The organism is Vaginisenegalia massiliensis (assembly GCF_900604935.1).
GTDB classification, from domain to species: Bacteria; Bacillota; Bacilli; order Lactobacillales; family Aerococcaceae; genus Vaginisenegalia; species Vaginisenegalia massiliensis.
In genome coordinates, this window is record NZ_UWPC01000001.1 from 92,184 (window position 1) to 116,411 (window position 24,228).

A 24,228-nucleotide genomic window follows, 5' to 3' on the forward strand; every position below is an offset into this window, starting at 1 on the left:
AGACCTCTTTGACCATTTTGATTCGTGATTTATTTTAGTTATTTCACTAAGGATTTCGCATAATTAGAAGGGCTCATACCAAATTCTTTACTAAATGCACGAGAGAAGTACTGGATAGATCCATAACCAAGCTCATTAGCAATTTCTGATAAACTTAATTTAGATTCACGAATCAGAACTTTACTCCTTTTTAGTCGAAGACTATTAATGTAGTTCTTAGGCGAGGTATTGGCATACTTTTTAAATAGCATCTGAATGGTTGACCGTGACAAAGAGAAGGTATTAACTAAGTCACTCACTTGGCTTTCTTTTTCAACATTAGCGTGAAGATAATCGATAATGGCTTGGAAAAGTTCATTTTCATAGTTTTCTCTCATCGAGGTAGTTGGATCTTCACTTGTATTTGCTTGCCCAGATAACATATTTAATAAAATCGTCTTGAAATTCAATAATATTTCGTCACCACTATAAGGACTTTGTATTTGATTGGATAGTTCAATCATTCGCTCAATTAAATACGTATGTTTGCTTCCAAGGTGGAATAAACGTGACTTAATCGCCGCATCAATACCATTTGCATTAAAAAGAATGGAAAGATAGCTAGTAATACCCTCGCGTTTAATATGCTGAGAATATTTTTGCCCTGGAAAAATAAGGATGCAGTCGTTTTTGTGAGCTATAATTTCTTGGTCATCAATTTTGTGAAGGATTTCTCCTTGATCAACAATAATCATCTCATAATAATCATGAACTTGATTCAACTGAGAAGATGGTCCTGTTTTTACTTGGTACAATAGCGAATACAATTGCTCAATTTGAATCATTTCGACAATCGTCTTGACATAGAATTTTTTTGGCGTTGTTATGGTGATTGGGTCATCGTGGGCTGCTGGAGCAAGATAAACCCGACATTGTTCGCTCATCGCCAAGGTATTAAAACAGATACCAGGTTTTATTCGGATTGAACCCTGCAGGACATACTCTTGATAGCTAGAAGGATCTTTAGGTTGATTGGTCATGACAACCAATGCAATCCCATCCTTTGAAGTTATATTTACACTTTTTGAAAATTGAAAAAAAGTGTCGGAATAATTTTTTCGAACGGTGACCAATTGACTCGGAATTCGACCCGTTGATGTTGGTGTATCAATATTTTCAAAGAAGTTATTGCTATATGTAGTTAGGGTTTTATTATACAAATTGAGTCCTCCCTCATATTAAATGCAAAAGACTTATCTAAATTATATAATAAATCAGATAAAATAAATAGAGTTTTATCTTAATTAGTTTATGCCAATTAAAATATATAAATATCCATGAAAATAGGATTATTCTAGGCCAAGAAGCTATCATTTAGTGGTCTTTTTAGCTATAATGAGTACGTTAGGCTTATGTCCATGAAAGGGATGAAAGAAGAATGTCAAAATTTGTCATTGCTCGAGTTGATGACCGATTTATCCATGGTCAAATTACGGTTAAATGGTGTCGTTGTCATAATATTAATTTTCTTCTCGTTGTAAATGATGAGCTAGCAACCAACAAGGTTCGCCAAGGTTTAATGGATATGGGAGTTCCCAAGAGTGTCACATCACGTTACGTTCGTTTAAGTCATGCCAACGAAGCTCTTGCTTCATTGCCAGAAGATAAACGAATTATGGTTATTGTAGCTTCTATTCATGACTTGGAAATTTTACTTAAGCAAGGAATAACTTTCTCAACAATTATTTTGGGCAATATTGGTATGGCCCCAGGACGAAAACATTTTTCAGCGTCTGTTTCGCTTACTAATAGTGAAGTTGAACTTCTCAAATCACTAACCGAACAAGGACACATAATCGAATTACGTCGCCAACCTGATGATACAGCTAATTCTATTCTTAATCTTTTAAATGAGGAACATTAAATTTGCGACTAAATCATGTTTTTTCTCAACTTAATCGTGCCATTCGGAACAATAAACGATGGTATTCTGCTGGTCTTATATTTTGTTTGTCTTGGAGCTTAAGTGCTTGTTCAAATTCCCTAATCGACTCCACGACTTCATCGTCGGCAGAAGATGTGGTCCCAGCAAGTCAAATAAGTCAATTTAATTGGCAAAATTTTGAGATATTCCCTGAATTAAAAGCCGTTCCTGTCGAATTTGTCAGAGTAGTGGATGGTGATACGATAAAAGTAAGACTTAATCACCATTCTTTTAGAGTTCGTTATTTAATGATTGATACGCCTGAATCAAAAAAAGAGGGTGTCAAGGTCCAACCATTTGGATTTGAGTCCTATCAGCGAAATGAAGAGCTTTTATCTCAAGCCAAGCAAATCTACCTAAAATTCGATTATGGTCAAAGAGTAGATGATTATCAAAGGGTTCTAGCATATGTTTACGCCGATCAAGTATTAGTTCCTAAACAGTTACTTCTAGAAGGCTTAGCCAGTGTGTCGTATATTCATCCACCGGCTAACAGTTTTGAAACCGAATTTCGTCAGGCTCAAGCTAAGGCTAAAGCAAGCAATTTAGGTGTTTGGTCTATTCCAGGCTACGTGAATGAACGAGGAAAATTTAAACAGCAGTACTAATTTTGTTAGACAAAAACCGCTAAGTATACCTAGCGGTTTTTTGTTTTATAAATGCTTTATCCACCTTAAAGTCTATTTACTTAGGGAGGGATTAAAGACAATGAAATTAATTATGATTAGTAGTATATGCATAATGTTATTTATAGGGGACTATACACATCCTTCAATGATCGTAAACTCACAGAGTTCGAGTCTACAATACATGGCTAGCAGAGAAGTCGATCAGATCAAGGATCAAATTTACCAACTAGAAGATGAGATTCAAGAAACCGAGAAAAATTTAGTTGATTGTTTTAATTATTATCTAACGCAAAATCAGGATCATGAATTTTTTCTAGCCATGACTCCGATTGAACAAGAAACTTGGATTGAAAATCAAGAAGACTACCAAATTTTGGTCGAAGAAAAGGAAACAAAGGAAGCCCGCTTACTCGACTTGGAAAGTCAATTAGATCAGATAGAATTAGATATGGAAGAGTATTCTGCTACGGAAGAACTTAGCAATGAAGTGACGGATGAATTTGCAAATTCAGACTCACCATATGCCGACAAATCCAAAACCTTAGAGGATATTCGGAAACGACTAGAAGATATCATTCCAACACCCTACCGTCAGTTGAGCTTTGAGGACATCTATCTATTCTTTAATCAAGCACAAGACAGTCATCCGCTTCACGGCCCTTTGGCTTCTGAAATTGAAAAGCTTTATAAGCAAGCAAAAGAAAGCCAATCAAACCATTCAGACACTAATACTATCCAGATTTATTACCAAAAAGCCTTGCAATTGAAGGAAAAGGACTGGCAGAAAATCTGGCGAGTCCATAAAGAGGAACTCCTAGCCATTCAAGCTGATTTAATGGATCTATTAAATAGCCAGTCTGATTCTACCTTAACCAACGAAGTTAATGAGCTACAAGATAGTTTGCAAGTTAAACTTGTCACTTATAACACGCAGTCAAAAACTTGGCAGGTTAGTGAACTCAATCAAACTGGATTCCTACCGGACTGGCAAGACAAAGAAATAATAATACCGGCAGATTGGAAGTCATCACAACTACCTAAGAGAGAACATAAAATAAATGCGACAAGCAAAACTTCTGAACAGAATGAAGCCTTTACAACTTTGCCGAAATTTCGCAATCAAAAGGAACACAAACGAAATCCTTATCAAGTAAAGCAGCATAATGAAAAACAACAAAGGATGAAATTGCCAAGTACAGGTGAAAAATTGACCCTTTCTATGATATTTACTAGTATCAGCTTATTTGCAATTGGGTTAATATTTTATAATCATCGCCACCAATCAAATGATTCGCTCTAGCAAGGAGGTTTAGTTTATACTCCATATTAAGGAGTGATGAAAGTGACACCATATCAACAAGCAACTCAACATTTTAAAGCAATCACTGTCAGTGAAATAGACGAGGCTATCGCCCAAAACAATTCATTAATCATCTATTTAGGACGAGAAACCTGTCCATACTGCCGTCTATTTGTTGAAAAATTAGCCCGGGTTCAAGCCTCAACGGACCAAACTATTCATTATTTAAATGCTCATGATTTTAACCAATTAGAGGCGATCCAACTTTTTCGTCAAAAATATGGTATCCAAACAGTTCCTAGCTTAATCAACCTGAAACAAGGACAATTGACTATTATTTGTGATAGTAGCCTCAGCGAAGAAGCCATTACCCAGTTTATTCAAAACTAATACGCCTTTTCAAGGCTAGCCTTAATGATTAGGATTAGGGTATAATAGGGCGATGAATGAATTATTAAGGAGCAAAAGATGAGTATTTTAACGGTAAAAAATCTTACCCATGGTTTTGGCGACCGAGCTATTTTTGAAGATGTTTCATTTCGTCTTTTAAGAGGAGAACATATTGGACTCTTTGGGGCAAATGGTGAAGGAAAATCCACCTTTATGCAGATCATCACGGGTCAACGGCAACCTGATGAGGGTTCTATTGAATGGGCTAAATATGTCAAAGTAGGTTATTTAGATCAGCATGCAGTTCTTGAGCCAGGCATGACTGTTCGCCAAGTCTTACAAAAAGCCTTTGAAGATCTTTTCGATATTGAACAAAAGATTAATCAGATTTATCTTGATATGGCGCAAGCAGATGAGAATGAAATGACTCAATTATTGGAAGAAGTTGGTGAACTTCAAGATATCCTTGAGGCTCACGATTTTTATATTATTGATAGTAAAATAGATGAAGTCGCGCGAGCACTCGGCGTTAATGATTATGGACTCGATAGTCAAGTTACCGACCTTAGTGGTGGCCAAAGAACCAAAGTTTTATTAGCTAAGTTGCTACTAGAAAAACCCGATATCTTATTACTAGATGAACCCACTAACCATTTAGACGTAGAACACATCGAGTGGTTAAAGCGTTATTTACAAAATTATGAAAATGCTTTTATTTTGATTTCGCATGATATTCCATTTTTAAAAGAAGTCATTAATATTATTTATCATGTAGATAACTTACAGTTGACTCGCTATGTCGGCAGCTATGAGCAATTCCAAGAAGTTTATGCCATGAAACAAGCTCAACTCGAAGCCGCATATGAACGTCAACAAAAAGAAATTGCAGACCTCAAAGATTTCGTAAACCGAAATAAAGCACGTGTTGCCACTCGAAATATGGCTATGTCCAGACAGAAAAAGTTAGATAAAATGGATCTTATCGAACTGAAAGGCGAAAAACCAAAACCTAAGTTTGATTTTATCTCAGCTCGTACGCCTGGGCGCTATATTTTCCAAACCCATGACTTACAAATTGGTTACCAAAAACCATTAACCCAACCCTTAAACTTAACCTTTGAACGCAATCAAAAAATTGCTATCGTTGGTGCCAACGGGATTGGTAAAACAACTCTACTAAAAAGCCTATTAGGAATTATTAATCCCATACATGGTAGCGTTGAACAAGGCGATTATTTAGAGATTGGCTACTTTGAACAAGAAGTTCCAGCTGGAAATCGCCAAACTCCTTTAGAAGCTGTTTGGCAAGCTTTTCCATCTTTAAATCAAGCTGAAGTCAGAGCAGCTTTAGCTCATTGCGGATTGACTGCTAAACACATCGATAGTCAAATTCAAGTTCTTAGTGGGGGAGAACAAGCCAAAGTTCGCTTATGTCTATTAATGAATCGTCCGGCTAATGTCTTAATTCTAGACGAGCCTACTAACCATTTAGATATTGAGGCTAAAGAGGAGCTTAAACGAGCTCTCCAAGATTTTAAAGGTTCTATTTTAATGGTTTGTCATGAACCTGACTTCTATCAAGGCTTAGTTGATGATATTTGGGATTTTAATGGTCTATTAGCATAAAATTAATATTTAATTCACAAACTTTGTTGATTAATACTTTTACTTAGCATTCTTTTTTATTAAGAATGCTATTTTTATTGACTTAAAAAGAAAATATACAGGTAAATTTTATGAAAGTTTTCGTGAAATAATTAACAATGTCTATTTACAAATGTTTGTGAAAGCTGTATCATAGTTTTTGTCAAAGAGAAACAAAATTAAGGAGGCCATAAAATGGTTGATAATATCGATTTAAGTGCCGCTCAAGTACATGTAAATGATTTAGTAGAAAAGGGCTTAAAAGCCTTAGAAGACTTTAGATTGTTAAATCAAGAGCAAGTAGATTATATCGTTGCCAAAGCATCGGTTGCAGCTCTAGACCAACATGGAACGTTAGCTAAACATGCTATCGAAGAAACTGGACGTGGAGTATTTGAAGATAAAGCGACTAAAAACTTGTTTGCTTGCGAACACGTGGTCAACAATATGCGTCATCAAAAGACAGTAGGAATTATTTCAGAAGATCCCGTTACTGGTTTAACCTTAATTGCTGAACCAGTTGGCGTTATTTGTGGTATTACACCAACAACCAACCCAACTTCTACAGCGATATTCAAATCACTCATTGCTCTTAAAACTCGTAACCCAATTATCTTTTCCTTCCATCCATCTGCTCAAGAGTCATCCGCTCACGCAGCTAAAGTGGTATATGATGCAGCTGTAGCTGCTGGTGCTCCAGAAAATTGTATTCAATGGATTACTGAAGGATCAATGGAGGCTACCAACGCTTTAATGAATCATGATGGAATCGCTACAATTTTAGCCACCGGTGGCAATGCCATGGTAAAAGCAGCTTATTCATGCGGTAAGCCAGCTCTTGGTGTAGGAGCCGGCAACGTACCTGCTTATATCGAAAAATCAGCTAACGTTCGCCAAGCGGCTCACGATATTGTCATGAGTAAATCATTTGATAATGGTATGGTTTGTGCCTCCGAACAAGCAGTTATCGTAGACCAAGAAATATATGATCAATTTAAAGATGAATTCAAGTCTTATCATACTTATTTTGTAAATAAGAAAGAGAAAGCCTTACTTGAAGAATTTTGTTTTGGTGCTAAAGCCAACAGCCGCAATTGTGGTGGTGCTCGTCTAAATCCAAATATCGTTGGTAAATCAGCAGTTTGGATTGCTCAACAAGCAGGCTTTACCGTACCTGAAAATACAAATATTTTAGCAGCTGAGGTAGCTGAAGTAGGTGAGAAAGAACCTTTAACTCGCGAAAAATTGTCACCGGTCATTGCTGTCCTAAAATCTACATCTAGAGAAGAAGGAATTGAATTAGCGCGCCAAATGGTTGAATTTAATGGCCTTGGTCACTCAGCTGCCATTCATACAGCCGACGAAACTTTAGCTAAAGAGTTTGGTAGTAAAATTCGTGCTATTCGGGTAATTTGGAATTCACCTTCTACTTTTGGCGGTATAGGCGATGTTTATAACGCATTCATTCCTTCATTAACTTTAGGTTGTGGTTCATACGGTCGCAACTCAGTTGGAAACAATGTGAGTGCCATGAATCTGTTGAATATTAAAAAAGTAGGGAGACGGAGAAACAATATGCAATGGTTTAAAGTACCTTCAAAAATCTACTTCGAACGCGATTCCATCCAATACTTACAAAAAATGAAAGATGTCAAAAAAGTCATGATTGTAACGGACCAAGCTATGGTTAAATTAGGATTCTTAAATCGTGTCATCGAACAACTCTTACTCCGTCGCAATGAGGTTATCTACCAAGTCTTCTCCGATGTTGAACCGGATCCAGACATTACAACGGTTGAACGGGGGGCAGAAGTGATGAAATCATTCGCTCCTGATACAATCATCGCTTTAGGTGGAGGATCCGTAATGGATGCTGCTAAAGTCATGTGGATGTTCTACGAACAACCTCAAATTGATTTCCGTGACTTGGTGCAAAAATTCATGGATATTCGTAAAAGGGCCTTCAAATTCCCAGAACTTGGCCAAAAAGCTAAATACGTAGGTATCCCAACAACTTCAGGAACAGGATCAGAAGTGACACCATTTGCTGTTATTTCCGATAAAAAGAATAATCGCAAATATCCTTTAGCTGATTATTCCTTAACTCCTACCATTGCTATTGTCGATCCAGCTTTGGTTATGACAGTGCCGGATTTTGTAACAGCCGACACGGGTATGGACGTTTTAACCCACGCCATCGAAGCTTATGTATCAACTATGGCCAACGATTATACTGATGGTTTAGCCTTACAAGCCATTAAATTAGTCTTCGAATACTTAGAGAAATCGGTCAAGGAAGCTGACCCAGAAGCTCGTGAAAAAATGCATAATGCATCTACGATGGCAGGTATGGCCTTTGCAAATGCCTTCTTAGGTATTTCACACTCCATGGCTCATAAAGTAGGGGGCTACTATCATACAGTCCATGGACGAACCAACGCGATACTTTTACCATATGTCATTCGCTATAACGGGACTCGTCCAGCCAAAACATCAACTTGGCCAAAATACAACTATTACAAAGCCGATGAAAAATATCAAGATATCGCTCGCTTGCTAGGTCTTAAAGCCGACACCAAAGAAGAAGCGGTCATCAACTTAGCTCAAGCGGTCTTTGAATTAGGTCAAAAAGTAGGTATTCACATGAGTTTACAAGCTCAAGGTGTTGATGAGGCCGACTTTATGGCCAATGTAGAAGAAATTGCTTACTTGGCTTATGAAGATCAGTGTTCACCAGTCAATCCACGTTTAGCTATGGTGGAAGATATGGCACAAATCCTCCGTAATGCTTATTATGGATACGATGTTAAACCAGGTGAATATCATTAATCATTCTTTATAGCAAACCCTTTTACCTAGGATCATTCTCTATGATGATTCTAGGTTTTTTGATTTATAGTTGACAGATGGCTTTGCAAATCCTATTCTAGAATAGTAACAAGAAAACGGTATCATTCCGTATTTATCTAGGAGGTCATCAACTTGTATCGGATTGAAAAAGATTCAATGGGCGAAATCCAAGTCGAAGAAAACAAGCTTTGAGGTGCCCAAACCCAACGCAGTTTGCAAAATTTCAAAATTGGTCATGAAATCATGCCATCCGAATTAATTAAAGCTTTAATTGAAAGCAAACGCGCTTGCGCCGTTGTTAACCTTGAAGAAGAGAAATTAACAGTTGAAGAAAGCCAGGCCATTACCCAAGCCTGTGATCAACTGCTTAATCACTATGAAGACTATCAAGAACAATTTCCATTATGTTTATGGCAAACAGGATCAGGTACCCAAACCAATATGAACGTGAATGAAGTGATTGCCCACATAGCTAGCCAAAATGGATTAAATATCCATCCTAACGATCATGTGAATCGTTCACAAAGTTCGAATGATATTTTTCCAACCGCTATGAATATGGCAGCTTATATAGCTATTCAACGTGATTTATTACCCGAATTAAATCAGTGGATGACACAACTATCTAGTTTAAGCGATCAATATGAACATACCTTAAAAATAGGGCGTACCCATTTACAAGATGCCACTCCTTTAACTTTTGGCCAAGAAGTCAGTGGATGGTTACATATGATTAAAAATAGCTATCAATCCATTGAAACAGCCAGTCAAAGCTTATTGCAATTAGCTGTGGGAGGAACAGCTGTAGGTACTGGAATAAACGCATCAACTGAATTTGGTGATAAAGTTTGTGCAGAATTGAGCAAAAGATTGGGAATAAAATTTCAGTCCGATGAAAATAAGTTTTTCGCATTAACCAGTCATCAACCGATCACCTATACTCATGGTGCGATTCGTGCTTTGGCAGCTGATTTAATGAAAATTGCAAATGATATTCGTTGGTTAGCTTCTGGTCCACGCTGTGGCTTAGGAGAACTCATTATCCCAAGTAATGAGCCTGGATCATCCATCATGCCTGGAAAAGTCAATCCAACTCAAGCCGAAGCCTTAACCATGGTTGTCGCACAAGTTATGGGCAATGATACAACCATCCAATTTGCTGCCAGCCAAGGTAATTTCCAATTAAACGTCTATAAGCCAGTTATTATCCATAATATGATGCAATCCATTGGTATATTAACTGATGTCATGAATTCCTTTAGAATCCATTGTTTGCAAGGATTGACCGTCAACCAAGAGCGGATGAATCATTTATTAAACAATTCATTGATGTTAGTCACAGCGATGACGCCACATATTGGTTATGAAAAAGCAGCCGAAATTGCTAAACTAGCCCATAAGGAAAATACAAGCCTAAAAGAAGCTACATTAAAACTTGACTATGCCACATCAGAACAAGTAGATCAATGGTTAGAGACCACCAAAATGATTTAAAACAAATGCCGTCATGTTAAAATACATGGCGGTATAATTTTTATACTTATAAAGTGGATCATAAATTCGGACACTTTAAAGTATGTTCGAATGAATCACTTCTTCAAGCAAAATAATTATAATGTATATTATGTAAACCCATATATAAAATAATAATTCGCACATTGGCATTTAATTCTAAAATGTATAGTTCAATTATTATTCGACTGGATGGCTACTTGAGATGGGAAGTACTCCGTTACACCATAAAACAATTATAGAAGATTTAGGGCAACCCAAGCAGATTGCCCTTTTTACTTTCTGTATCTCAATTTTTCCTCAATCTCTTCTGAACATCGTTATCTTAAATGAACTTGCAGGTCAACCAAATTTTGAAGTATATATTATACAGAACTTGCAAATTTACTTTAGGCGTAACAAAGTGCTCCTTAATGATTTTATCTGTTAACTTATGATACTCTGCTAACATTCGTTTTTGCCATTTATCTTTTTGAAAAGCTTTAATTGGTTCTCTAAACTGATCTTCATTTGTTAAATATTCAATATATCCTGTTTTATTGAACTGATATTCTAAATCTTTATAAAAAAAACGAAACGTTCCAAAATTATACCAAAATCCTCCATCTTCAAGATTAATAAATATTCCATCTAATCCCTCAACACTGACTTGATTTTCAGGGTAATATGTAATATCAGTAGATAGTAAAAACATTGTTGGTTCAACATCTTTATTATGTGGCATATGTTGACAGTAATATAAGGAATAGGCATTAAGATTATAGAAAATATATACAATGAACCCTAATATTCCCCATTTAGCGTATTTGAACCTTCATTTCGTCTTTTGTTCCATGCGAGAGGTTCGCGTTTGAATATCAATATATGATGACATAATAAATCCCTCATAACTAAATTATTTTTCAAATCGATCTTTATACTTCATGTCAAATAACCACTGCAGATTAATCAGAGGTTTACCAAGTGAATCTTTAGCTGGTTTTATGAAATTTTCTACTTCCTTTTTTGCTAATTTGATATCATTTTCTGAAATTTCATCATCAATTTCAACATAATTATTACATATAGAATACAACTTACCGTTACCTCGAAGCCAAAATGATCTATTGTATCCATCGAATGAAATTTCTCTGTCATTAAATTGGCTGACACCCATACCATTATAAAAAATAAGTCCATAATCCTCATAATCATTGCCTTCAAAATATATTTCTTGTATATCAAAAGGCAAATTGTAGTAGTTCTCTCTTAATAAGACAATTTCTGGAAATTAATCCTCCTCTACTTTTAAATTCTCGCAATAGTACAGCGAGTAACGCAACATATATTTATAAGTAAAATGACATGTTGCTTGAATCGTGACAATGGTTAACAAGGTAATAAGTAAGTATTTAGCAAATTTTTTCTTGGTTGATTCAGTTATGTTCACTCGCATAGCATTCTCTCTTTGTCCTTTATTTTCTAATAAGATTATTATAACGGAATATTGCTAATAAGAAACGAACTTTCTTTGATTAAATTTAATCATTTATGACGGAAATATAAATGTTTAGAACATCTGTCATACCTATTAAAAAAGCTTTCACTCACCAAATGAGCAAAAGCTTTTGTTACTTGTCAAACAAATTCTATCTTTCCCCTACTCTCCCATTAAGTATCGCAAGGTAGCCGCTCCCATGGCTTTGGCTGCGATAAGCATCGAATCCTCATTGATATCAAATTTCGGGTGGTGATGTGGATAAGCTTGTTCTTGTGGACTGGCGCCAATGTAGAAAAAGCATGATGGCCGCTCTTGCGAATAATAAGCAAAGTCTTCGGACGGACTTTGAGGACCACAATCGGCGATTTGATTCACTTGCGGTATATTCGCATTAGTCACTGCTTGTCGTACCAATTCCGTTAATGGGTTATCATTGATTAAGACTGGATAATCGTTTTGATAATCTACCTCAATTTGGCACTGATAAGTTTGAGCCATACCTGCACAGATCGTTCGAATTTCTTGTTCGATTAATTGGCGGGCCTGATTGGACATTGCCCGCACGTCTCCTTCTAGGGTCACTGCATCTTTAATGATATTGAATTGTCCTTTTCCATCAAAGGAACCAATAGTCACCACGCCCGATTCCATCGGATTTAAACGGCGAGAAATGATGCTTTGTAAGTTAACGACTAACTGACTAGCAATTAGGATAGCATCATTGGCTTCGTGGGGAGACGATCCATGGCCACCCTTTCCTTGAATCTTTATGACAAATTTTGCCCGAGCTTGTTGCGTAGGCCCACTATGATAGAAGATGCCACCAAATGGCATTTGGCTCATCACATGACAGCCGATGACATGATCAACACCGTCAAGGACTCCGTCCCGAATCATCTGAATAGCTCCACCTGGAGGCATCTCTTCTGCTGGTTGATGGATGATAACAATTTTGCCACTTAACTGATCTTTTATTTCGATTAAGCAGTCGGCCAAAGTCATTAAATAAGCGGTATGAGCATCGTGCCCACAAGCGTGCATGACACCTGGATTGACTGATTGGAAAGCTAATTGGGTTTCTTCCTGGATAGGTAAGGCATCGAAATCAGCCCGTAAAGCCAAAGTTTTACCCGGTTTTCCCGTATCGATAGTGACTTTTATCCCATAGCCACCGACTTGGCTTTGAATTTGAACATCCTTTCCTTGATAATGAGCCAAAATATACCGACTGGTCTCCTTTTCTTCAAAGGATAACTCTGGATGTTGATGTAACCAGCGACGATCAGCGACCATAGCTTCTTGTTTCTGGTCTAATAATTGAAACAATTTATTTAATGTCATGATGATTCCTCATTTCTAATTGCCTTCAACAATGGTTTCGATACTTCATTCTAACTTATAGCTAGAAATCGATGCAAGAAGGACCCCTTAGGATTGGTTTTGGGATGCTTTAGCTTGTCACTATCCCCATGTAAACGCTATAATTAAACAGATAATGATTGACTTTTGAGGAGTGAAAGTGTGAATAAACGTAAACATCGGTCAGCCAAATGGACTTTGATTGGGCTGCTAGTGCTCGTCCCAGCGGTTGTCGGCATGTACCACCGCTTAAAACCCATGCCTGAACAATACTCGATGAAAAGTCCTTTATACCCAGTAGACCAAGTAGATTTTCTTCATGATTTAACTTATGAAACGAAAGAGGGTCGTCTTACCCACAAACAAGAAATTATGAAAGAAGCTTATCAGATGATTAATCAGGCACAAGACTATCTTATCATCGACATGTTCTTATTTAATGACGATTATGATCATCAAACACAGCAATTTCCTGCAGTTGCACAAACAATGACCGATAAATTAATTGCTAAAAAACAAGCTAGTGGCATTCCAATTTACTTTATTACCGATCCGATTAATAGCTTCTATGGAACCTACACACCTAAACATATTCAAGCCTTGAAAGATGCAGGTATTACGGTTGTAGAAACCAATCTTAGTGCCCTACGGGATTCTAATCCACTCTATGCCGGCTTATATCGGTCTTATTTTGCTTGGTTTGGTCAATCGAATGCGGGCTTTTTACCCAATGCTTTCCGGACTGACGGTCCTAAAGTCAACTTCCTTTCCTATCTTCAACTCTTGAATTTCAAAGCCAATCATCGCAAAACCTTAGCAAACGAACAGGAGGCTTTGATAACATCTGCCAATCCCCATGATGGCAGTGCCTATCATTCGAATATTGCTTTTAAACTTAAGGGACCCATTCTAAAGGATTTATTGCAATCCGAACTAGCCGTCATAAAAGACGCCGGCTTAGATACTCAATCAATAAAATTAAGCCCCCAAATACCTGATAAGAAGAAAGATCAAACGCAATCTGCTTTACAAGTTGGCTTAATTAGCGAAGGAAAAATTAAAGAACGCCTCCTTCAATGTATTCAATCATCCAGAACAGGCGACAAGCTCCACCTTGGCTTATTCTATTTGTCCGATCGAGATATCATCCAAGCCTTAAAAGAGGCCGCTAATAGGAAAGTTCAGATTCAACTCATTCTTGATATTAACCAAGATGCCTTTGGCAAGAAAAAAATGGGCATTCCTAATCGTCCAGTTGCACATGAACTTAGCCAAGCTAGTCCTAATATCCAAATTCGTTGGTATCAGAGCCATGGTGAACAATACCATGCCAAATTTATGATTAAAGAATCCGCCGAACAAGTTGAAGTTATTGGGGGTTCAGCCAACTTTACCCAACGGAATCTAGCAGATTTAAACTTAGAAACTGATGTCTATTTGGTTGGCAAGTCTTCTCAGAAAACCATGCAGGAAATCCTGACCTATTACCGTCGCATTTGGACCAATGAAGACGGCCAATACACAGTTGCTTATCAAACTTATGCAGAAGATTCTTGGTGGAAAACCGCCCTCTACCGTTTGCAAGAATGGTCTGGTCTATCTACTTTCTAGCTATACACCATATAAAACCCCGCTCTTCTTTTCTGTTAATCCAGATGAGAAAAGCGGGCTTATCTTATTGAATTGCATCCTATTAGAATAAGAGATAATAAGTTACCAAGACCATCAGGCTACTCACTAATGTGCCTAACAAATAATATTCTGCAAATTGATGGCTTTTTGTCATCTTGTCATAACGTGCGATAGACTTAGCTGTCAGAACAAAACCAATAGCCGCGTATTGATTGGCTAACAAGAGCAAGCCCATAATTAACCGCTCTAAAATTCCGATAAAGGCGCCTGCATTAGCCTTGCCTTGATCTTGGCTTTTATCTTGTGGTTGAAAGTCTTCAAGTAATTTTTTGACCGTGATACTGGCCGGCTCTCCTAGAATTAGAAAGAAAATCAAATACTTAAGTAAGCTATCCATGGGTATAGTCACGATCGCTAAGAATCCTTTCCACCATGCTTGAAAGTCAATGGCTATCTTACCGTGGCTAGCTTGGATAAACACCAAACCTAAGCTAGCCAAATGACACAACTGGTCGCCTAAATATGCCTTAGCTTGATTCTCGACTTTAGTTCGGCTTAAATAATATTTCATTCCATCAATGAGACAATGAAGAAGCCATATTTCTAGAGCTAAAAGCAACACGGATCCCTTAAAGAGCGCATAAGTTCCAAGCAGATACACGCTACCTACTATCACTAAGTGCTGAACCAATTGATTTACGTGTGTTTTACTCGCTATTTTATCCGATTGCAAATAATAATCAGCCAACACATGCCACAAAAGAAATGATAAGCATAAATTAACAATCATTTACCTGCCCTCCTCTTTAAAATTTTGAGCAAGGACTTTAAAGGCATATTGGATTTCATAATAGTGCGAAGCTTTAAGCGATTTACTGATAGCCGGTTGTAGAAGATTCATTGCTTCAGCTGTCTTTCGTTGATTCTCATCATTAGCACGAAAACATTTCATAATTTCGACTTGGCGGTCAGTCCAAGATTCTTGAATGGGATAGGCTGTAGCAAATATCGCATTCACGAGCTCATCTCTTTTAGCTTGATCCGATTTTAAGGCTAAATTGGTCTGATAACGGCCATTTTGATTTTCACTTTGTTCTAATTGCTCAATCATGGCTTTGGCATTATGATAAGCTGGTCCATCATTCAAATGGCTATCATCTGGAGAAATTTGCGTACTTAAAGAGCCAATTCCTAGACCAATTCTTAATTTTACCGGATAGAGTCCTAGAATTAAGTCAAATAAGAATTCATCTAATTTCAGATTCAACTGAAACAATCCTTGAAAACTATCGCCCATAACTAGGGTGAGTGGTGAAATACAGGCCTTATCATAATTTTTATTTAATTCTTTAATTAGTTGAATAAGATGATTTTGGACACCATCCCGGTCAGCTAATTGACGTGAATCTTTGATATCGGCCATAACGACCAAGTATTGATTGATTGGTTGAGTCATTTAGCTACCTCCTTCCCCTCAAATTATACCTTTTTCTAGTCAAATAACAAGAAAGATATTCCTATTTAATGGAATATCTTAAACTTATTCCTATTTAATGGAATATCTTAAACTTATTCCTATTTAATGGAATATCTTAAACTTATTCCTATTTAATGGAATAAGTGCATTTATCTAAATTCAAAAATAATTAACAATCACAAGCGACCTGACAGCAAGTTAAATCATCTAAATACATCATATTCTGGCGATAAAGAGCTTCAATATTTGGATCCAATGTCCAAGATTCACGTCGAGCAATTTCACCAATTAAGGGAGCAAAACGTTGTCTAAATTTATAAATGTAACAGAAAATAGCACCCGGTTGGCGTAAGCTAGGACCTGCCAAAAAGATGTTTGAAGCTATCGTTGATTCGTCATACATGTTAACCTCTGGCAAACCATCTGCGTTTTTATTAAAAAATTGAGGAGCTAGCTTAAACACGGCTGAATCAAAACCAGTTGCAAGAATAGGAGGATTAGAACAAAGAAATTCTTGTTCATTGTCAAATATTAATTGAAATTGATCCCCTTTTTGCTTAATTTCCTTAAGTAGATAATTCTCGTGAATACTAATTTTTGCCCCTCGATCAAGTGCTTGCTGATATCTTTGGCGCGTATAAGGAGATAAACGAATCGAGGGATCTGCTTCAGGAGCAGATAAACCAGAATGCTCGGTAAATAAATCGACCGCCCCGCCTTTTGAAGCTAAATTCAAGGCTGCATCCATTCCGCTCTCATTTCCACCAATGATACAAAAATCAGACCCAACTAATCCGCCAAATGAAGTAATTTGACCATAGTGTAAGCCTAATTCTCCCCCTTTTATTTGAGAAAGAGAGGGTTGATCAAACTCACCTAAGGCTAAAATAACATAGCGTGCTTGAATGCAGCCATTATTTGTCTGCAAATAATACCAATCATCCACTTTTTCCAAATGGTAAACTTCTGTATGACATAATATTGGTAGTTCATAACTATGGGCAACACATGAAAGATAGTCAGCAAACTCGCGACCTGATAACCTTTCTTTACCGAGAGTAAAAGCAGGAGAAGTTGTTGGGGTTACGGCATTTAAATCTGGTATACCAAAACCATTTGAAGTAAATGACGGTGTAATCAAACGCGTTTCTGCTGGCCAATTAATAAAATTTTGTCCGATTTCGCCTTTTTCTAAAACGACAAATTGATTAATTTGTTGAGCTTTTAAGTAACTGGCCAACCCAATCCCAGCTGCTCCAGCGCCGATAATAACGATATCAAGTTTCAAGAAATCATCCTTTTTCTATACAGTCAGTTAGTTTTACATTACTGAACAAATAATATATTATGTAATGGTTACTATTAACAAATACTATCATACTGTCTCTAACATGACAATTTATAGATACGAAAGGATGCCTTTATGGACTTTATTTTTACATGTATTATTTCAATGTGGTTGATGATTGGGGCTGTTGGATTGTTTTATGTAGCTATTCTCCCCCAAAGGAAATCCGAAGCCATTCTTACCCGCTTTAGTCTAGCTCTTTTAGTAGCTATTCTCGTATGGTTAGGTATGGGTAATGGCATAGCATGTGGTGGGACGCATTCAATAATCAATTCTTTAGATATGACCTTTTTATTCTCTCCAAAGCTTCACCATTTAAAAGCTGATACGCTTCTCAATATTTTATTTCAAATGTGTTTTATGCTCTATGCAGTCGTTATGCTAATTGGATCTGTCATTGATCGGATGCGATTGTCGCATTTAGCGTTAATTGTTGCAGGTTGGATCTTATTTGTCTATGCTCCTTTAGCACGTTGGGTTTGGCACCCTCAAGGTTGGCTTAACCAACTTGGGCTCGTTGACTTCTCAGGAGGATTAGTGGTCCATCTTTCAGCAGGCTTATCAGCGTATGTATTGGCCTCTTTCTTACCCCCTACTCTTGATAATCAGACTTCAGACGAGACTGCAAACTCCTCTTTATTATATTTAGCAGTGTTTTTGATTTGTTTTGGTTGGTTTGGATTTAACGCTGGACCCGTAGGACAATGGAATCGACAAACTGCTATCGTTTTGATCAATACCTTTTTAGCCATCGTAGGTGGAGGCTTAGGATGGGGGCTAGCTCAGACTCGTCAGAAAAATGGAAACCTTGAACTAAGCGCTCTCTTAAACGGAATGGTCTGTGGCTTAGTTTCCTCCACAGCGGGAATAGGATCTGTCACTCCACTAGCCCAATTCATCACTTCTTTTTTGGTATCTTGGATGGTGGCTGTAATTTTAAGACAATGGCTTCAATCAAGAAAGATTTATGATGCGGTGGATTCTTTTGGAATGAATGGCATTGGCGGTGCACTTGGGAGCTTAGCTCCTGCTTTCTTTGCCATAAAGGACATTAATCCGCATTTACAGGTGACTGCTTCATGGTCTTTATTCCTTATCCAACTCCTTGGCATCTTCGTTACCTGCTTATTATCGTTGGTTATAACCTATCTTCTTGCTATAGTCATTTTAAGACAGCCAAAGATAAAGGAAGCAAAATCATTCTAAGTTCATAACAAATTAAGGCATTAACTCTAAATCAAGCAATTAAAGAAATCAAATAAAAGCCGAATGTTACGTAAGTCCTAGACATACATGACATTCGGCTTTTGGTATATTGTAACGTAAACTATATCAACCACGGTAAACTGACTTAAATGAAACACGATTACAAATTACTGAAGATGGCTAGCATGAAACTTCAAATGCTCATCAATAAAACTGGCTATCATATAGTATGAATGATCATAGCCTTCAACTAACTGATATTCAAGAGGTAGATGGTGACTAGCCTCTAGGAATTGATCCGCTTGTAACTGTTTTGGATAAAAGTCATCGGCCAAACCTTGGGTAATCTTAATTGGCGGACTTTGTTTAGTTTGACTAATTAAATGAACTAAGTCCCAATCACGCCAACTTGTTTGATCGGTTCCTAAATAAGCTGAAAATGCTTTTTGTCCCCAAGCAACCTGACTAGCTTGAGTAATAGGAGCAAAAGCCGAAATCGATTGAAATCGTTCAGGTTTTTTTAATCCAAGTAATAGAGCTCCGTAGCCACCCATCGAATGTCCCATAATGGCTTCTTTACCATTGAACTCTGGGACTAATACTGGAACGAGTTGGCTCAGCTCTTGGCTGATGTAATCATACATCTGGTAATTGCGCTTCCAAGGTTCTTGACTCGCATTTAAGTAGAATCCTGCACCTTGACCTAAATCCCAGTCTGAGCTATCTGCAACATGTTCGCCTCGAGGGGAAGTATCAGGAATAGCCACCGCTAAGCCCAATTGATTGGCCATCTTTTGAAAGCCGGACTTAGTTGAAAAGTTTTGATCATCACAGGTTAAACCGGATAACCACAATACTAAAGGTGTTGGCCGGTTGTTTTTATTTTCCGGCAAAAATAAAGAAAAAGTCATTTCACAACTTAGGCATTGAGAGCGATGACGGTATCGCAACTGTTGACCGCCAAAAACTTTATGTTGATCAATTCGTTCTAACAAGGCCCTGCCTCCTAATCAAAAACTAAAATATCTCGCAATGATTGACCTTTTTCTTGAAGTTCAATTGCTTCGTTGATCTGATCAATGCTAAATCGGTGAGTAATGAAAGGATCTAAATCAATCTTACCTGCCTTAAATTCTTCCATAATTTTAGGTAAGCCAGTACGCCCTTGGACACCCCCGAAGGAAGAACCCTTCCATGTTCGACCAGTAATTAATTGGAATGGCCGTGTGCCAATTTTTTCATTACCAGCTGCTACACCCATGATAATACTTTGTCCCCAGCCTTTATGGGTACACTCAAGCCCCGCATTCATCGTTGGGGTATGGCCGACACAGACAAAACTATAGTCAACTCCTCCATCGGTTAATTCGACAATATATTCTTGAATCGGTTGATCAATTTTAGCTGAGTTAATAAAATCGGTCGCACCAAATTTGCGTGCAAAGGCTTCTTTTTCATCATTAATATCAATCGCAATGATGCGTGATGCCTTCATATTTTTTAACATTTGAATAGCGGCCAAGCCTAAGGTTCCAACACCAAAAACCGCTGCCGTAGACCCTTCTTTAAACTGAGCATCGTGACGAACTGCACCTAGACCTGTCGTCACACCACACCCTAAGAGTGCTGCTTTGTCCGCTTCAACTCCTTCAGGGATTTTAGCAAAAGAGATATCAGCTAAGACCGTATATTCACTAAAGGTTGAAGTACCCATAAAATGGTAAATTGGTTTACCTTGGTAAGAAAAACGAGGTGTTCCATCTGGCATGACGCCTTTAGCTTGGGTCTGGCTAATAGCACTACAGAAATTTAGTCCCTTTTTACAAAATTCACATTCGCCACATTCGGGTTTCCACAAAGGGACAACTTTATCGCCGACTTCAACATTAGTCACTTTGGGTCCAATTTTTACGACTGTTCCTGTAGCTTCATGACCCAAGATACAAGGGAAAATACCTGAAGGATCGTTACCTGATAAGGTATAAACATCGGTATGACACACTGAAGTAAAGTCAATATGAACCATGACTTCGTGTTCTTTAGGATCCTCAACATCAATCTCAACAATGCTCAATGGTTTTCCAGGTTCAAAGGCAACCGCTGCTTTACATTTCATTTGACATCCTCCTTTAATCTTCTTGAGCTAATCATCTCATAGACCCTTTGAAGGCGCAAACAAAGTGAATTAATATAATTAAAAGAGAAACTTCCTTGTCATTCTGCAATAAAAACTAAAAAAATCCACTCACGCAGTCCTATTTAGTGCGTTTAAGTGGATTAGATAAATTAGACTATTTGATTTATTCAAGAGTTAAGTTTTGCTTTGGCATCTGTTTCAATTCAAAATAGAGAAAAGTTGTCGCACAAAGGCAGGACAGAAGATCAGCTAAAGGCGTCGCAAAGATAATTCCATCTAAGCCCCAAATCATAGGTAGACCCACCAAGAGGGGCATCAAGAAAATCATCTGTTTAGTTAAAGAAATAATAGCACCCTTTCCTGCTTTCCCAATTGAAGGAAAGAAAGTAGCGGCTGCCACTTGAACCCCATTAATGCCAGTCATCATAAGAACTACCCGCATATAATAGACAGCAAATTGATAGTAACGTTGGTCTCCTTTGCCAAAAATAGCCATAATTTCTTTTGGGAAAATTTGAAAGATTAGAAAGGCTACAATTGAAATAACAAAGGTTACTTTTAAAACTAAATAAACCATTTCGCGCACACGGTCAAATTGGCGCGCACCATAATTATATCCATTAACAGGTTGTGATCCTTGTACAATACCGATAATAATAGCCATAAAAATGACATTTATTTTCATTACAATACCCGCCACAGCAATCGGTATGTCACTCCCGTAGATACTAGTTGCACCATACTGTTTTAACAAAATATTCGTCACAATTTGAATCAACATGGTCGAAAACTGAAAAACAAAAGAAGCAAAACCTAAAGACACAATGGTTTTAAAGTAGCCAAATCGCGGTATAAAATCACTTCGTCTAAATCGAACACTTCTAAAATGACGCAAGTAAGCGAGCAAGAAGGTGGCCGATACTATTTGACTTATTACGGTAGCAATCGCCGCTCCCGCAATACCCATGTGCCATTGGAAAATAAACAAGGGATCAAGTATAGCATTTAACACTGCCCCTATTAAGACGGCAAACATCGAGTATTTAGCATTGCCATCTGCTCGAACTAAAGCATTAGCCCCAATGGAGAATAAGAGAAAAGGAAGTCCCAAAGCTGTTACACCTGCATATTCTAGAGCATAAGGTAAAATCTGAGCTGTCGCACCAAAAGCTAACATAATCGGTTTAAGAAAAATAAGCACAGCCACAGCTAAAAGGGTTCCAATTAATAACAAACTAGAAAATGCTGTTCCTGCTATCTTACGAGCTCGATCTGGATTTTGCCGTCCAAGCTCCAAATTAAAATTAGCAGCTGATCCGATACCAATTGTTAAACCAATTGCAAGACAAACAGTCGTTAAAGGGAAGGCTATGGAGGTGGCTGCATTCCCTAAATAGCCCACTCCTTGACCAATAAAAATCTGATCAATGATATTATAGAAAGCATTGGCAAGATTAGCGATAATAGCAGGTATCGCCATTGAACGCAACAAGCTAGGAATTGGAAGATAGCCCATTGGATTATCTTTAATAGTCTGACTCATTCAACGATCCTCCTTTAAAGTTCACGTTTGCCATTATAACATTATTTACTAGTCACGATAAGAGTAATTTACAATCAAGGAAGTGTCAAAGTGTGATTAAAGCGTATACAATGCTGACTTAGCTTCGTTTTTGACTTTATTTAGGTTATTTATTGATAATATAAGTTTACTATGTTTTGGAGGTATATTATGAAAGATTATATTTTACTGGGCGATTTTGGCTCCACTTATTCTAAATTTTGCCTCGTACAAACCCAAACAGCCAAAATTATTGCCAAGGATACACGGCCTACGACTGTTCAGACATCCATCGTTGACTGCTATCAGGCTGCTAAACAAGCACTCATTCAGGCAAGTGGCTTACCAATAACAGACGATCAATTAGAAGAATATTTTTCTTCCTCTGCATGGGGTGGATATAAGATGGTCGTGGTAGGGTTCACCCTCACCTTAAGTCAAGAAGCCGCTAAACGCGCTGCTCTCGGTGCAGGAACCCGAATTCTTAAAACCTATGCCTACGGGTTGGATCAAAACAAACTTGCCGAGATCCAATCATTAGCTCCTGACGTGATATTATTAACCGGTGGTTCAAATGGCGGCAATACACGCTTTGTTATCGAATGCGCCCAACAAATTTCCCAGTATTTTGACCATATGGACGTTATCTTTGCTGGCAATCAAGAAGCCATTCCTCAAGTCCAAGCTGCATTTGAAGGGACTCATAACCGTCTCTTTATTACAGATAATGTGATGCCTGTGGTCGATGAATTGGATGTCGAGCCTGTTCGTCAAGTAGCTCGAGAAATTTTTATGGATAAAATTTTACACACCAATGGTTTGAATGAGATTGCGAAACATTCTAGTCAACCTATCATCCCAACACCTAGCGCAGTGCTTGAAACAACTAAATTAATTTCCCAATCACTCAATCAACCCATCATGGTTGTTGATATTGGTGGCGCAACCACCGATGTTCATTCCTATAGTCAAGGTTATAGCCAACGGCAGGACATTGTCTTCGAAGGCTTGAAAGAACCTCAACTTAAACGAACCGTCGAAGGCGATTTAGGCATGCGCTTATCCGCCCAAAGTGTTCTTTCTTGTGTCACACCTAATCAGCTAGCCCAAGCGCTTCCAGATTGGTCACTGCAAGAGATTGAAGCATCCCTTCAGCGACGTACTCAAGAAACCAACTATATTGCTGATAATGACAAAGAATTAAACTTCGATTTGTTAATCGCCCAAATAGCAACCAATATTGCTTCTAGTCGCCATGTTGGTAGCTTACGAAAAGTGAACACCCCTAATCAAGCAACCTATTATCAAAGAGGTAAAAACCTACAAGATGTGTTTGCTGTCATTGGTACGGGTGGTATTTTAGTTCATCATCCCCAAGCCAAAGATATACTTAAATACGCTTTGGCAAATGATGACATGGACTTGCGACCACTTAGTCCCCTTCTTTGGCAAGATAAAGATTATTTGCTGAGTTTAATGGGTATTTTGGGTCAATTCTATCCTGAATTAGCTATGACCTTACTCGATAACCATTTGCGCCAGCTATAGAGAGACTTTCTAAATTTACTTGATCATTCGTGGAAGCATATAACGAAATCTTTTTACAAATAAAACCACCAAACTAATCTTTTCCTCAGATTGATAAAAGATTAGTTTGGTGGTTTTTTGCCGAATTATTGATCGATTCAAGGAGCAATTTGCTTTAAAGCTTGCTATGAGATATCTAGATTAGTGAAAAAA

Annotated in this window: 21 protein-coding genes and 1 pseudogene; 11 read left to right on the plus strand and 11 right to left on the minus strand. The window is 37.7% G+C overall.

Annotated features, from left to right (window positions below; all coding sequences use genetic code 11):
- Positions 1 to 38: 38 nt before the first annotated feature.
- The gene (locus EIH20_RS00390; RefSeq protein ID WP_124057373.1) at positions 39 to 1,199 is read right to left on the minus strand and encodes a helix-turn-helix domain-containing protein; all 1,161 of its coding nucleotides are present in this window, start codon (positions 1,197 to 1,199) and stop codon (positions 39 to 41) included.
- Positions 1,200 to 1,417: 218 nt separating this feature from the next.
- Between EIH20_RS00390 and EIH20_RS00395 the strand changes: the two genes are divergently transcribed.
- From EIH20_RS00395 to EIH20_RS08775, 8 genes and pseudogenes are all read left to right on the plus strand, one after another.
- Positions 1,418 to 1,903 (plus strand): PTS sugar transporter subunit IIB, encoded by a 486-nt coding sequence (locus tag EIH20_RS00395; protein WP_124057374.1) that lies wholly within the window; start codon positions 1,418 to 1,420, stop codon positions 1,901 to 1,903.
- Between the two features lie 2 nt (positions 1,904 to 1,905).
- Entirely contained in the window at positions 1,906 to 2,571 is a 666-nt protein-coding gene (locus EIH20_RS00400; protein ID WP_164470826.1) for a thermonuclease family protein, read from the plus strand.
- A gap of 202 nt (positions 2,572 to 2,773) precedes the next feature.
- The gene (locus EIH20_RS00405) at positions 2,774 to 3,892 is read left to right on the plus strand and encodes a hypothetical protein (RefSeq protein ID WP_124057376.1); all 1,119 of its coding nucleotides are present in this window, start codon (positions 2,774 to 2,776) and stop codon (positions 3,890 to 3,892) included.
- A gap of 42 nt (positions 3,893 to 3,934) precedes the next feature.
- A complete protein-coding gene (locus EIH20_RS00410; protein ID WP_124057377.1) occupies positions 3,935 to 4,282 on the plus strand; it encodes a DUF6568 family protein in 348 nt (115 codons plus the stop codon).
- Positions 4,283 to 4,360: 78 nt separating this feature from the next.
- Positions 4,361 to 5,908: an ABC-F family ATP-binding cassette domain-containing protein gene (locus EIH20_RS00415; RefSeq protein WP_124057378.1), complete on the plus strand. Its 1,548-nt coding sequence runs from the start codon at positions 4,361 to 4,363 to the stop codon at positions 5,906 to 5,908.
- Between the two features lie 213 nt (positions 5,909 to 6,121).
- Positions 6,122 to 8,755, plus strand: a complete 2,634-nt coding sequence (gene adhE / locus EIH20_RS00420) for a bifunctional acetaldehyde-CoA/alcohol dehydrogenase (protein ID WP_124057379.1) — start codon at positions 6,122 to 6,124, stop codon at positions 8,753 to 8,755.
- 225 nt (positions 8,756 to 8,980) lie between these two features.
- A pseudogene (locus tag EIH20_RS00425) lies at positions 8,981 to 9,901 on the plus strand (lyase family protein); the annotation flags it as partial.
- A gap of 219 nt (positions 9,902 to 10,120) precedes the next feature.
- Entirely contained in the window at positions 10,121 to 10,270 is a 150-nt protein-coding gene (locus EIH20_RS08775; RefSeq protein ID WP_338133170.1) for a hypothetical protein, read from the plus strand.
- A 343-nt stretch (positions 10,271 to 10,613) separates the two neighbouring features.
- Here EIH20_RS08775 and EIH20_RS00430 read toward each other — a convergent pair whose 3' ends face one another.
- The 4 genes from EIH20_RS00430 to EIH20_RS00440 form a co-directional block, all read right to left on the minus strand.
- Positions 10,614 to 11,012, minus strand: coding sequence for a hypothetical protein (locus EIH20_RS00430; protein WP_124057380.1), 399 nt, complete (start codon positions 11,010 to 11,012; stop codon positions 10,614 to 10,616).
- A 171-nt stretch (positions 11,013 to 11,183) separates the two neighbouring features.
- The gene (locus EIH20_RS00435) at positions 11,184 to 11,519 is read right to left on the minus strand and encodes a hypothetical protein (RefSeq protein WP_124057381.1); all 336 of its coding nucleotides are present in this window, start codon (positions 11,517 to 11,519) and stop codon (positions 11,184 to 11,186) included.
- A gap of 39 nt (positions 11,520 to 11,558) precedes the next feature.
- Positions 11,559 to 11,723, minus strand: a complete 165-nt coding sequence (locus tag EIH20_RS08515) for a hypothetical protein (protein WP_164470827.1) — start codon at positions 11,721 to 11,723, stop codon at positions 11,559 to 11,561.
- A gap of 204 nt (positions 11,724 to 11,927) precedes the next feature.
- Positions 11,928 to 13,109, minus strand: coding sequence for an amidohydrolase (locus EIH20_RS00440; protein ID WP_124057382.1), 1,182 nt, complete (start codon positions 13,107 to 13,109; stop codon positions 11,928 to 11,930).
- A gap of 180 nt (positions 13,110 to 13,289) precedes the next feature.
- Here EIH20_RS00440 and EIH20_RS00445 point away from each other — a divergent pair, with 180 nt between their 5' ends.
- Positions 13,290 to 14,738 (plus strand): phospholipase D family protein, encoded by a 1,449-nt coding sequence (locus EIH20_RS00445; RefSeq protein WP_206424081.1) that lies wholly within the window; start codon positions 13,290 to 13,292, stop codon positions 14,736 to 14,738.
- Positions 14,739 to 14,820: 82 nt separating this feature from the next.
- On the opposite strand, the gene EIH20_RS00450 is transcribed toward EIH20_RS00445, so the two are convergent.
- From EIH20_RS00450 to EIH20_RS00460, 3 genes are all read right to left on the minus strand, one after another.
- Complete coding sequence (locus tag EIH20_RS00450) at positions 14,821 to 15,549, minus strand: DUF3307 domain-containing protein (RefSeq protein ID WP_124057383.1); 729 nt, start codon at positions 15,547 to 15,549, stop codon at positions 14,821 to 14,823.
- A complete protein-coding gene (locus EIH20_RS00455; protein WP_124057384.1) occupies positions 15,550 to 16,215 on the minus strand; it encodes a SatD family protein in 666 nt (221 codons plus the stop codon).
- 190 nt (positions 16,216 to 16,405) lie between these two features.
- Entirely contained in the window at positions 16,406 to 17,524 is a 1,119-nt protein-coding gene (locus EIH20_RS00460) for an NAD(P)/FAD-dependent oxidoreductase (RefSeq protein WP_124057385.1), read from the minus strand.
- Between the two features lie 135 nt (positions 17,525 to 17,659).
- Here EIH20_RS00460 and EIH20_RS00465 point away from each other — a divergent pair, with 135 nt between their 5' ends.
- Positions 17,660 to 18,790 (plus strand): ammonium transporter, encoded by a 1,131-nt coding sequence (locus tag EIH20_RS00465; RefSeq protein ID WP_124057386.1) that lies wholly within the window; start codon positions 17,660 to 17,662, stop codon positions 18,788 to 18,790.
- Positions 18,791 to 18,957: 167 nt separating this feature from the next.
- On the opposite strand, the gene fghA is transcribed toward EIH20_RS00465, so the two are convergent.
- The 3 genes from fghA to EIH20_RS00480 all read right to left on the minus strand — a co-directional run bounded on the left by fghA (position 18,958) and on the right by EIH20_RS00480 (position 22,470).
- Entirely contained in the window at positions 18,958 to 19,785 is an 828-nt protein-coding gene (gene fghA, locus EIH20_RS00470) for an S-formylglutathione hydrolase (RefSeq protein WP_124057387.1), read from the minus strand.
- Between the two features lie 11 nt (positions 19,786 to 19,796).
- The gene (locus tag EIH20_RS00475) at positions 19,797 to 20,906 is read right to left on the minus strand and encodes a zinc-binding dehydrogenase (RefSeq protein WP_124057388.1); all 1,110 of its coding nucleotides are present in this window, start codon (positions 20,904 to 20,906) and stop codon (positions 19,797 to 19,799) included.
- Positions 20,907 to 21,090: 184 nt separating this feature from the next.
- Positions 21,091 to 22,470, minus strand: coding sequence for an MATE family efflux transporter (locus tag EIH20_RS00480; RefSeq protein WP_124057389.1), 1,380 nt, complete (start codon positions 22,468 to 22,470; stop codon positions 21,091 to 21,093).
- A gap of 189 nt (positions 22,471 to 22,659) precedes the next feature.
- Between EIH20_RS00480 and EIH20_RS00485 the strand changes: the two genes are divergently transcribed.
- On the plus strand, positions 22,660 to 24,036 hold the full coding sequence (locus tag EIH20_RS00485; RefSeq protein ID WP_164470828.1) for a glutamate mutase L: 1,377 nt from the start codon (positions 22,660 to 22,662) through the stop codon (positions 24,034 to 24,036).
- Positions 24,037 to 24,228: the final 192 nt, after the last annotated feature.

Excerpts from the sequence above, each read along its gene's own strand:
- adhE (WP_124057379.1), top strand. The coding sequence starts at position 6,122 with ATGGTTGATAATATCGATTTAAGTGCCGCTCAAGTACATGTAAATGAT.
- EIH20_RS00405 (WP_124057376.1), top strand. The coding sequence starts at position 2,774 with ATGGCTAGCAGAGAAGTCGATCAGATCAAGGATCAAATTTACCAACTA.
- EIH20_RS08775 (WP_338133170.1), top strand. The coding sequence starts at position 10,121 with ATGACGCCACATATTGGTTATGAAAAAGCAGCCGAAATTGCTAAACTA.
- EIH20_RS00430 (WP_124057380.1), bottom strand. The coding sequence starts at position 11,012 with ATGCCACATAATAAAGATGTTGAACCAACAATGTTTTTACTATCTACT.
- EIH20_RS00475 (WP_124057388.1), bottom strand. The coding sequence starts at position 20,906 with ATGAAATGTAAAGCAGCGGTTGCCTTTGAACCTGGAAAACCATTGAGC.
- EIH20_RS00415 (WP_124057378.1), top strand. The coding sequence starts at position 4,361 with ATGAGTATTTTAACGGTAAAAAATCTTACCCATGGTTTTGGCGACCGA.
- EIH20_RS00395 (WP_124057374.1), top strand. The coding sequence starts at position 1,418 with ATGTCAAAATTTGTCATTGCTCGAGTTGATGACCGATTTATCCATGGT.
- EIH20_RS00485 (WP_164470828.1), top strand. The coding sequence starts at position 22,660 with ATGAAAGATTATATTTTACTGGGCGATTTTGGCTCCACTTATTCTAAA.
- EIH20_RS00440 (WP_124057382.1), bottom strand. The coding sequence starts at position 13,109 with ATGACATTAAATAAATTGTTTCAATTATTAGACCAGAAACAAGAAGCT.
- EIH20_RS00450 (WP_124057383.1), bottom strand. The coding sequence starts at position 15,549 with ATGATTGTTAATTTATGCTTATCATTTCTTTTGTGGCATGTGTTGGCT.
- EIH20_RS00480 (WP_124057389.1), bottom strand. The coding sequence starts at position 22,470 with ATGAGTCAGACTATTAAAGATAATCCAATGGGCTATCTTCCAATTCCT.
- EIH20_RS00465 (WP_124057386.1), top strand. The coding sequence starts at position 17,660 with ATGGACTTTATTTTTACATGTATTATTTCAATGTGGTTGATGATTGGG.
- EIH20_RS08515 (WP_164470827.1), bottom strand. The coding sequence starts at position 11,723 with ATGCGAGTGAACATAACTGAATCAACCAAGAAAAAATTTGCTAAATAC.
- EIH20_RS00455 (WP_124057384.1), bottom strand. The coding sequence starts at position 16,215 with ATGACTCAACCAATCAATCAATACTTGGTCGTTATGGCCGATATCAAA.